Origin of the sequence: Barnesiella sp. CU968, assembly GCF_905219685.1 — a bacterium.
GTDB lineage: Bacteria > Bacteroidota > Bacteroidia > Bacteroidales > Muribaculaceae > Lepagella > Lepagella muris_A.
The window spans coordinates 1-2,927 of the sequence record NZ_CAJMXD010000367.1 but is presented as its reverse complement, the minus strand read 5'-3'; the positions used below and the strand labels follow the sequence as shown (position 1 = coordinate 2,927).

Genomic DNA, 2,927 nt, shown 5'->3' with positions numbered 1-2,927 from the left:
AAGAGATTTTTACCATACTTATGCGTTCGACTTATACCCCAAAATTTGATGTTTTCAAATTTTTGTCATCTACTTAATCAGCTCTCAGAAATACAATGTGGCGATAAAACGTATTTTTACCCTCTGTGGCGTAACGCGAATGGTTACGGTTCTCAATCCGACAACGAGAGAAGAAGAGAAACGCCCTCTGAACGAAATTGCCAGCAGCCATCTTGCCCGACGTACTTTCATCGGTAATCTATACAAGAAAGTAAAAGACCCCAATCTTGTCGGCTCACTCAGTGGCCACAAGGAAGGCAGTAAAGCCTTCGCCCGCTACCGAGACATAGATGAGGACATGAAGAAGGAACTTGTCAACCTCCTCGACTAACATAGGCCACAAGATGCAAGAACTCAAGTGAAAGGAAAAAGTCATATAGATACCACCATGCAAAATAATTCACGTCCAAATGGGATTAGTGCAAATCAATCCCAGTCAAATGAAGATAATACACTTCAAGCTTTAAGATATTGGTCTAATTCTTATAAGGCTAAATGCATCGATTTCTATCTCAAGAGAGCAAACTGTCAAGTAATAGGTAATGAGTTCCGATATGGCACAGGGCAACTCATCACTGACTTGGTCCTCCTCACTCCTAGAAATACCATATCAATTGAGATTAAAACAGCGCAGGATGATCTTAGGAGACTCCCTAAACAAGTTATCGAAGCAAGCAAGGTTTTTACCCAAACTATCGTTTTTATTTCATCTGAACACAAATGTAATGCTCTCAAAATGTTGCCTAACACTGTGGGAATTATAGTTGTGTCCAGTAAAGGGTGTGCCGTAATACGAACACCCCGGCGGCTTAATCCTGAACCGATGGAAGTCCTGGCTAGCATTCCCTCCTCATTCTTGAGGCGGTATTTCAAGATAGCAGAAAATATGCATTCTGATGACCTACGGATTCATGTACTTCAAGGGTATTCTTCCAAAATCAATATATGTTTCCGTCACTATCTTATAGAAAAGTATGAGCAGAACTTTGCTCAATTTCTTTCAGATAGAGGCACTCAAACACACGTTGAGGATATTGGCATACTCAATATGAAAAGTCAAATAGAACTTAGATGAGTTTTAGCCCCTGTAGCCTTCGATAAATATGGGTATTCATTCGGACAGATATCCAGAAGGAAGGAGACGATGCCGGCACTGCACCTTCGGCACATGCCAAAATTTGCTTAAGCCCCCAATTGTTACAGTCTTTAGGGAATTCTTTATCATCCCTACACCTTCGAGCTACTTGAATATAAGTATCAGCGTAGGCTGTAGTGCCGCGCGGACGGCGACATCTATGATAAAATACCATTGACTCATTACTTACATCTATTTTAGGAACCCATCCTCTTGCCATAACGACAGAATCGTTTCTGACAGGATTAATAGAGCCATAATCGCCGTATTCTATTATCTCACTTTTAACAGTTTCTGTAATAGTTGAGTAGAGCGTTAATTCTGATAAATTAAACTCATCACGTTCCACATCCCCAAACTCTGTAACATTGTTTGGATATGAAGTTGCCACTATAATAATCTTAGTTAAGTTTAGTTTTTCGATGGAACTAAGATTTCTGATTCTTGAAATACATTTCTCAGCTACATTGTTACATGAAGCTCCTGAAACATAATTGCAATCTAAGATGAGAACTAATGGAACTCCATGAAAAAACATTTCCATATCCTCATAGACACCTTCTTCTTCAATTGGATTACGATAAGTGACCTTCCCAAAGTTCTCTATTAGAGTTGAGATTTGGAGACGGACATTAGCCTCAAAATCCAAATCTTCAAAGTTCATCAGTACAGTTGGAGTAATGGAAGAAAAGATATCCTCTTCCTTTAGATTAATTAAGAAGTTAATCCAATTAGCATACCCATCCTTAGGATCATAAAGCGCGTTAGTCTCTGGTGATGCCAGGGAAGAATCAGAGGTGACATCCAAACAAATATCTTGCCCCTTAAAGACCCTCTTGATTTTAGAAAGTCTATTGTCAAATGGATATGCAGCTTTATTGTCACGAGTGACTTTTCGGCCTCTCGTGAGTTCAATGATTGGGAGAATCTTTGAGATTTGCTCTTTAGGAGTATTCTCAAGGGCTCTGATTTCTGCCTCTGCAGTTTTTACGATAAGGTTATACATAAAATCCTTATTTTAACTTATATCCAAGAGATAAGATACGATACTTCATAGCGGCAGCTGATACGCCAAATCTTTCCGCAAGTTCACCGATGTTTCTGAGACCATCATTGATACAGTGGCGAACTAACTTTTCTGGCATAAGTAGTTCACTTGCAAACTCGTTCGCTTTGTACTCCATGGAATCTAACACCTCATCTCTAAAAAATACGGCGTCTTTAAATTCAGCATTTTGCTCTCTGTGAAGTATATAATGCCCTAGTTCATGAGCCAGGGTAAAACGTTGTCTTTTCTTATTATGTTCGGAATTGATACTAATCAGCCATGTGCCATTGATGAATCGAAGCTGACCAGATTGAGTTGAATTCATGCGGACATACTCAACCTGTATATCAGGGAACATCTCAAGAGCCTTGTCGAGATTGATTTGATTATTCTCATACAATCCATTAGCCTCGGCATAATCGGTAATAGCTGCCACGTTTTTAAATAATGCTGGCTCAGCAAAGCGTGGTTGTGATGTGAGATTTGATCTATTTGGTCTTTGTCCAATACTTCCCATGGCTTAATCTTCAGTTATGGTTTGATTTGCTGCAGAACGATCCTCAATCTCATTATATAAATCATAAAGTGTCTGCATATTCTCGTCAATAGCTGACATTTGCTTAGTAAGTAGGGTGTTCAGTTCTATGTTCCAAAATTAACTCACATTATTGAGTGTCCTGGAACGCAGAACCACCCGATTCGGAG

Annotated in this window: 3 protein-coding genes and 1 pseudogene; 2 read left to right on the top strand and 2 right to left on the bottom strand. The window is 39.4% G+C overall.

The features are described 5' to 3' along the window. Positions 1-76 precede the first annotated feature (76 nt). A pseudogene (locus JX312_RS11575) lies at positions 77-370 on the top strand (recombinase); the annotation flags it as partial. Between the two features lie 27 nt (positions 371-397). Continuing rightward, positions 398-1,114 (top strand): sce7726 family protein, encoded by a 717-nt coding sequence (locus JX312_RS11570; RefSeq protein WP_204458093.1) that lies wholly within the window; start codon positions 398-400, stop codon positions 1,112-1,114. On the opposite strand, the gene JX312_RS11565 is transcribed toward JX312_RS11570, so the two are convergent. Beyond that, complete coding sequence (locus JX312_RS11565; RefSeq protein ID WP_204458092.1) at positions 1,107-2,180, bottom strand: beta family protein; 1,074 nt, start codon at positions 2,178-2,180, stop codon at positions 1,107-1,109. The two genes, JX312_RS11570 and JX312_RS11565, sit on opposite strands and share 8 nt — an antisense overlap. A gap of 7 nt (positions 2,181-2,187) precedes the next feature. Continuing rightward, entirely contained in the window at positions 2,188-2,739 is a 552-nt protein-coding gene (locus JX312_RS11560; RefSeq protein WP_204458091.1) for an ImmA/IrrE family metallo-endopeptidase, read from the bottom strand. Positions 2,740-2,927: the final 188 nt, after the last annotated feature.